Source organism: Bradyrhizobium sp. 31Argb (genome assembly GCF_043638955.1).
Taxonomy (GTDB): domain Bacteria; phylum Pseudomonadota; class Alphaproteobacteria; order Rhizobiales; family Xanthobacteraceae; genus Bradyrhizobium.
In genome coordinates, this window is sequence record NZ_JBEGDB010000360.1 from 1 (window position 1) to 6,638 (window position 6,638).

Consider the following 6,638-nt stretch of genomic DNA (forward strand, 5'->3'; position numbering starts at 1 on the left):
CGGTGGCCACCGGCCAAGACGCTAAATCGCTTCCATCGCACAAATCATGCCCGTGCAGATACAAGGGGTTGTCTCCGCGAGTGACAGCGCTCGTGGAGAGAACCCCTCACCCAAACGTGTTGGTGGCCCGCGCCTGAGCTGCCCTCTCCCACAAGGGGCGAGGGCACATCAACTGGCATCGCGCATGTGTCTTCGTCAAAGTCGTAGGGTGGGCACGCTTCGCTTTGCCCACCCTACGGCACTGGCCTTAGCGCCCCGGCCGGAGTTCCAGGCTCGCTAGGCCGGCGGCCACGTTGAGGCCGACCTGGCCCTGCAGGCTCAGCGGCTGCAGCGCGATCGAATTGTTGGAGCCGCCGACCAGCACGTTGCCGCCGACACCGACGCCGAGCGTCGCGCTGCCCTGCGCGCCCGCATAATTGCCGGAGAGGTCACCAGGCCCGATCCGCGAGACCGGCGCGTAGACGCCCCAGGCCAGCGCCGTCTCCTCGGTGATGCCGATATCGAGGCCCACCTTCTGGATCGTCGCGATGTAGCGGTCCTCCGGCACGCCCTCGGCGCGCAGCACGCAGCCGAGATGGGTGACCGATCCCACGATGAAGCCGACGCTGGCGCCGCCGCGACATTCCAGGACCCCAACCCGCACGCGCTCCGGCTGCTGCGCGCTGGCGCCGGTGATGACGGATGCGAGCATGACGATGGCCGTGCCCGCGCGAAGAACGAAGCGACGCATGAAGATATCTCCGGCTGAAAAGATGTGACGTGAGGTGAAACGAAGGATCGCGCCCGCCCGCGGCGCGTGCTCGTCTATGCCACAAGCTTCAAGGCAGTACCAGATTGGCGGCGCAACCAAGTTGCGCTCCGTCATCTTCAAGAACAATAAAAAGGCCCGCTTGCGCGGGCCTCTCATTCTCGCTCGACCGATCGGACTATCGCAGATTGCCGCAGAAGCGCTGGATGCGCTTGCAGGCATCCTCGAGATCCGAGGTCTTGGTGGCGTAGGAGATGCGGAACGCCGGGCCGAGGCCGAAGGCCGAACCGTGCACGACCGCGACACCCTCGCTCTCCAGCAGTTCGGTGACGAAGTCCTCGTCGTTCTCGATCACCTTGCCGCTCGGCGATGTCTTGCCGATCGTGCCGGCGCAGGACGGATAGACGTAGAACGCGCCTTCCGGCCGCGGGCAGTCGATGCCGGTCGCCTGGTTCAGCATCGAAACCACGAGGTCGCGCCGTTCCTTGAACACCTTGTTGTTCACGGGAATGAAATCCTGCGGACCGTTGAGCGCTTCGACGGCGGCCCATTGCGAGATCGACGACGGGTTCGAGGTCGACTGCGACTGGATCGTCGCCATCGCCTTGATGAGCTGCGCAGGGCCGCCGGCATAGCCGATGCGCCAACCGGTCATGCAATAGGCCTTGGAGACGCCGTTCACCGTCAGCGTGCGGTCGTAGAGCTTCGGCTCGATCTGCGCCGGCGTGGTGAAGGCGAAGTCGTCATAGACGAGGTGCTCGTACATGTCGTCGGTCATCACCCAGACATGCGGATGCTTCACCAGCACATCGGTGATCGCCTTCAGTTCGGCGCGGGTATAGGCGGCGCCGGTCGGGTTCGACGGCGAGTTGAGGATGATCCATTTGGTCTTCGGCGTGATCGCCTTTTCCAGATCCTCTGCGCCGAGCTTGAAGCCGCGCTCGGCCGTGCACACCACCGGCACCGATTCACCGCCGGCGAGCGCGACCATTTCCGGATAGCTCACCCAATAGGGCGCGGGAATGATGACCTTATCGCCCGGATTGATGGTCGCCATCAGCGCGTTGTAGAGCACCTGCTTGCCGCCGGTGCCGACGATCACCTGGTTCGGCTTGTAGCTGAGGCCGTTCTCGCGCTCGAACTTGGCGATGATCGCCTCCTTCAGCTCGGGAATGCCGCCGACATCGGTGTACTTGGTCTTGCCGGCCTCGATCGCATGGATCGCCGCCAGCTTGATGTTGGCAGGCGTATCGAAGTCCGGCTCGCCGGCGCCCAGCCCGATGACATTGCGGCCCGCCGCTTTCAGCGCGCGTGCTTTATCCGTGACCGCGATCGTCGCGGACGGCTTCACACGGTCAAGCGCAGCGGACAGGAAGGACATCATCGTCTCCAAATTTTGGTGGAAAGAACGCACAACGGCGCACGACCTTTTCTAGGACTGTTGCGGTGCAGCGGCAAGCGAAAAGCAGGGTTTCCTCGGCACTTTTGCCGCAGCTTCACTTCGCGCACCCTCGGTCAGACCCGCTGCGATCACCTGATAGCAGAGGCGTGATCGTTGCTGTGCCAATGGAATCATTCTGCACGCGTGCGTTGCGGGAGCGGTTTTCAACTTTTTCCATCCTGCAGGTCTTGCGACGCACCCCCATCGGCATCATTGTGGGGTTGCGTTTGCGGCGCCAACTGCCACTAACGCCCTTCGATTGGTGAACTCGGGCAAGATGTACAAGCTCTATTCGATGCAGCGCTCCGGCAACAGCTACAAGGTTCGCCTTGCGCTGGCGCTGCTGAATACGCCCTACGAGGCCGTCGAGATCGACATCCTGCGCGGCGAGAGCCGCACGCCGGAGTTTCTGGCGAAGAACCCGAGCGGCCAGGTGCCGCTGCTTGAAGTCGGGAACGGACGCTATCTCGCCGAATCCAACGCCATCCTCTGGTATGTCGCCGGCGGCACGCCGCTCGCGCCGGAGTCGGTGATCGACCGGGCGGAGGCGCTGCAGTGGATGTTCTTCGAACAGCATGCGCTGGAGCCGAATATCGGCGCGGCCTATTTCTGGCTATCACTGGTGAAGGGCGGCCGCGACCTCCAGACCCACGCGCTGGAGGATTGGATGGAGCGAGGCTATGCCGCGCTGCAAGTGATGGAGAACCATCTCAAGATCGCGCGCTTCTTCGCCGCCGACCAGCTCACGGTCGCCGACATCGCGCTCTACGGCTACACCCACCTCGCCGACCGCTGCGATTTCGACCTCGCCACCTTTCCGGCGATCCGCGCCTGGCTCAGGCGGGTCGAGCACGTGCCCGGCTTCGTCGCGATGGACTGGCGACAGGTGGCCGAAATCGACGACACCGCGGGCATCGCCGCAGGGGCCTGAATAGCGGGAATTCTGGGTATAGCCCGTAAAATTACGGGCAAAACCTCCCACTACGCCGTGATTTTGCCATTTTTCGCACGGTCGCCGCCGCAATATTGCCGGCGACGATTGCGAATCCTCCAGCAGACAACGTGGGTGATTCGCCCGCGCATGTGAGGATTTGGACCATGACATGGTCGCACGGCACGGCCGGCTCCAAGAGCCGCCCCGCGCCAGCAGTCCCGTCCCGACTGGCGAGCGCGACCGCCACCTCGGTCACGATCGGCGCGTTGTCACTGTGTGTTGTGGTCACGCGGACAATGCTGTCGATCAAGGTCACGATGGCGCTGCCGCTTTCGACCTGATCCGGTGGTTTCAGAATCGTCAACCAACGCAAGGCGCGATGACTGAGATCGCGACCAGAGCATGTTGAAGACACCTGTCGGACTGGTAACGGTTGGACTGACCGTCGCGATCCTGCTCGCGGCCTCGCTGCTGATCGTCACAGGCACCCGCGGCGAGGATCGCCCGCCCGTGCTGCGCGTCCTGCCCCGCGCAGCGAAGTAGTGCGAGATAGTTCCGGTTGGAGCGGTAGCGATTCCCTCTCCACTCAAACAGTGCCGTAGCCCGGGTGGAGCGCCAGCGTAACCCAGGACCGCCCGTAAACGCTGATGCAGATGTCCCGGGTTACGCTTTCGCTCCACCCGGGCTACGAATTGCGCAACCGATCAGGTGAACCTGTGGAAGATCAGGAACGCGCCGGCGGCAATGAACGCAAAGCCGAGTGCGTGGTTCCAGCCGAGCGGCTCCTTGAGATAGAGCACGGAAAAGCCCGCGAACACGACCAGCGTGATCACCTCCTGCATGGTCTTGAGCTGCGCCGCCGAATAGACCGCGCTGCCCCAGCGGTTGGCCGGCACGGCAAGCCAATACTCAAAGAAGGCGATGCCCCAGCTTACCATGATCACCACCGGCAGCGGGCTCGCCTTGAACTTCAGGTGCCCGTACCAGGCAAAGGTCATGAAGATGTTGGACGCAAACAGCATCAGGATCGGCAGGATGGTCGGCGAAATCGTGGGCATCGATATCCTCTTGCAATGGTCCGCTACAGCATCCGAGCAGATCTTCTCGAGCGATCCATGCCACGGAACTGGTTCCAGGCAATTCGCATAGCATTTGACTCCAACAATGCGAAAGCTTGGCGCGCGCGATCAAACCCCTCTTAAGCGTGACGCGCAAAATCCCGCCGCAAGCGAAATCCGTCGTCAAACTGCGCGCCTATCCTCGGTTGTAACGAGGCGCAAGCATGCAGTTGAACTGGCGCACGATCCTGAGCCCTGCCCTCACGATGGCGACAGCGCTATCCGCCTTCGCCGTTGACCGTCATCTCGCCGCCGTGCCCAATCCGGCGCCGTTGTTCGTTTGCATTGTCGCGCTCGCGAGTTCCGTCGGCGGCATCGCATCGGGCCTTCTGAGCGCGGCCATTGCGGTGGCGGGCTCGGCGATCTTTTTCCTCAACCATCGCGCGACGCCCGGCTACGACCTGTCGGACCTGGCGCGGATGGCGATGCTGGCGGCGACCGCTACCGTCACCGCAGTCATCACCGCCGTGCTCAGGCGAAAATGGATCGATGCCTTCGCCTGGGAGCAGAAGCATCATGCCACCGCCGAGCGCTTGAAGGCCGCGCTCGACCAGGTCGACATCGGGATCGTGCTGCTGGATTCGGACACGCGAGCAGAGTTCATCAACCGCGCCTTCCGCGACTATTTCGCGCTATCGGACGAACAAGCCGAAAGCAAACCGCCGTTCATCGCGCTGATGTATCATGGCCGCGACACCGGCGCATATGAATTGCCGAAGCACGAATTGAACGACTTCATCGCGCGGCGCATCGAACTGATGCGGATCGGCGACTCCACCCCGATCAACATCAACCTCGCCGACGGCCAGGTGCTGCGCTTCAGTTGCACCGCACTGCCCGACGGCGGCCGCATGCTGAGCTACACGCCGGTGACCGACCTGGTGCGCCGCACCGACGATCCGAAGAAGGCGGACTATTATCGCTCCCTGCGCGGCATCGGTCGTGCACCTGATCGCGGGCCTGGCTCGGCTTTGCGCGCCGCCGAATAGCGCGGATTAAGTGGGCCACGCCGACGGCTGTGGATAACTTGCCTGTCACCGGGGCGTAACAAAGCACGGCTAGGCTTTCTTACGCGTTTGATCAGGCCCCCCGTCTCAGATCACACGCCCCCCGAGCGGTCCCCGTCAGTCGCCGCGTCTGACCGGGGCCGCTTTTTTTTGCGCGACGTCCGCTCATGGCTGCACTGCAGCCGACGATGACGTGCGAGCCCGGCGCCGCCTTGCGGGGTGCTGGCGTGCGGGCCACAATGCGTTCCCTTTCCTTCTGTTTTTTGGATCGCTCCATGCAAATTCGCAATCTCGGCGGCTCGGGCCTGCGCGTTTCCGCCGTCGGCCTTGGCTGTAACAATTTCGGCCAGCGCACCGACCTCGAAACCTCGCGCCAGGTGATCCACCGCGCGCTCGATCTCGGCATCACCCTGTTCGACACCGCCGACATCTATGCCGGCATGGGCGGCTCGGAGACGGTGCTCGGCACTGTGCTCGGCGATCGCCGCAAGGACATCGTGCTGGCGACGAAATATTCCAAGCCGATGGCGACCGACGGCACTAAACAGGGCGCCTCGCGGCGCTACATCATGTCCGCGGTCGAAGCGAGTTTGAGGCGATTGAAGACCGACTACATCGATCTCTACCAGCAGCATGATTACGACCCGCTGACGCCGATCGACGAAACCCTGCGTGCGCTCGACGATCTCGTGCGGCAGGGCAAGGTGCGCTACATCGGCAATTCGAATTTCCCGGCCTGGCGCATCGCGGAAGCCGAATATGTCGCGCGTGCGATGAATGTGAACCGCTTCGTCTCCTGCCAGGACGAATACAGCCTCGTGGTACGCGACATCGAGAAGGACCTGCTGCCGGCAGCTCAGGAATACAATCTCGGCCTGTTGCCGTTCTTCCCGCTCGCAAGCGGCCTGCTGACCGGCAAATACCAGCGCGGCACGGCGGCGCCTGCGGACACGCGCTTCGGCAAGATGCCGATGCTGCGCGACCGCTACATCACGCCGCGCAACGAGGATATCGTCGACAAACTCCAGGCCTTCGCCAAGGAGCGCGGCCACACCTTGCTGGAACTCGCCTTCTCCTGGCTCGCCTCACGCCCGCAAGTCTCAAGCGTGATCGCCGGCGCCACCCGCGTCGAGCAGGTCGAGCAGAACGTCAAGGCGATCGAGTGGACGTTGAGCGCGGAAGAGCTGGCGCAGATCGACGCGATCACGAAGAGCTAACCACACATGACGCCGTCGTCCCGGGCTTGACCCGGGACCCATAACCACAGGCGTTTGTGATGTGCTTCGCCGTAACCGCTTGCTCGCGCCACAACCACTCCCTGTGGTTGATGGGGTGGACGGCCCCCTACGGCATCAGTTGTGCCAGAATGAGGTTGTCGAAATCTCAAACG

The 6,638-nt window shown here is 63.2% G+C and carries 8 protein-coding genes; 5 read left to right on the top strand and 3 right to left on the bottom strand.

From position 1 onward, the window contains the following. Positions 1 to 247: 247 nt before the first annotated feature. Both AAFX91_RS37375 and AAFX91_RS37380 read right to left on the bottom strand, forming a co-directional pair. Entirely contained in the window at positions 248 to 730 is a 483-nt protein-coding gene (locus tag AAFX91_RS37375) for a DUF992 domain-containing protein (protein ID WP_130584118.1), read from the bottom strand. Between the two features lie 196 nt (positions 731 to 926). Beyond that, complete coding sequence (locus tag AAFX91_RS37380; RefSeq protein WP_394569843.1) at positions 927 to 2,129, bottom strand: pyridoxal phosphate-dependent aminotransferase; 1,203 nt, start codon at positions 2,127 to 2,129, stop codon at positions 927 to 929. Positions 2,130 to 2,466: 337 nt separating this feature from the next. Here AAFX91_RS37380 and AAFX91_RS37385 point away from each other — a divergent pair, with 337 nt between their 5' ends. From AAFX91_RS37385 to AAFX91_RS37395, 3 genes are all read left to right on the top strand, one after another. After that, positions 2,467 to 3,120 (top strand): glutathione S-transferase family protein, encoded by a 654-nt coding sequence (locus AAFX91_RS37385; RefSeq protein ID WP_394569844.1) that lies wholly within the window; start codon positions 2,467 to 2,469, stop codon positions 3,118 to 3,120. Positions 3,121 to 3,287: 167 nt separating this feature from the next. After that, positions 3,288 to 3,464, top strand: a complete 177-nt coding sequence (locus AAFX91_RS37390) for a hypothetical protein (RefSeq protein ID WP_394569845.1) — start codon at positions 3,288 to 3,290, stop codon at positions 3,462 to 3,464. Between the two features lie 61 nt (positions 3,465 to 3,525). Next, positions 3,526 to 3,666: a hypothetical protein gene (locus AAFX91_RS37395; RefSeq protein ID WP_282532337.1), complete on the top strand. Its 141-nt coding sequence runs from the start codon at positions 3,526 to 3,528 to the stop codon at positions 3,664 to 3,666. Between the two features lie 161 nt (positions 3,667 to 3,827). Here the strand turns inward: AAFX91_RS37395 and AAFX91_RS37400 are convergent, their stop codons facing one another. Continuing rightward, positions 3,828 to 4,181, bottom strand: coding sequence for a DMT family protein (locus AAFX91_RS37400; RefSeq protein WP_130584202.1), 354 nt, complete (start codon positions 4,179 to 4,181; stop codon positions 3,828 to 3,830). Positions 4,182 to 4,405: 224 nt separating this feature from the next. Here AAFX91_RS37400 and AAFX91_RS37405 point away from each other — a divergent pair, with 224 nt between their 5' ends. Both AAFX91_RS37405 and AAFX91_RS37410 read left to right on the top strand, forming a co-directional pair. Continuing rightward, on the top strand, positions 4,406 to 5,230 hold the full coding sequence (locus tag AAFX91_RS37405; RefSeq protein WP_394569846.1) for a PAS-domain containing protein: 825 nt from the start codon (positions 4,406 to 4,408) through the stop codon (positions 5,228 to 5,230). A 293-nt stretch (positions 5,231 to 5,523) separates the two neighbouring features. Beyond that, positions 5,524 to 6,465, top strand: coding sequence for an aldo/keto reductase (locus tag AAFX91_RS37410; protein WP_394569847.1), 942 nt, complete (start codon positions 5,524 to 5,526; stop codon positions 6,463 to 6,465). The last annotated feature ends 173 nt before the right edge of the window (positions 6,466 to 6,638 follow it).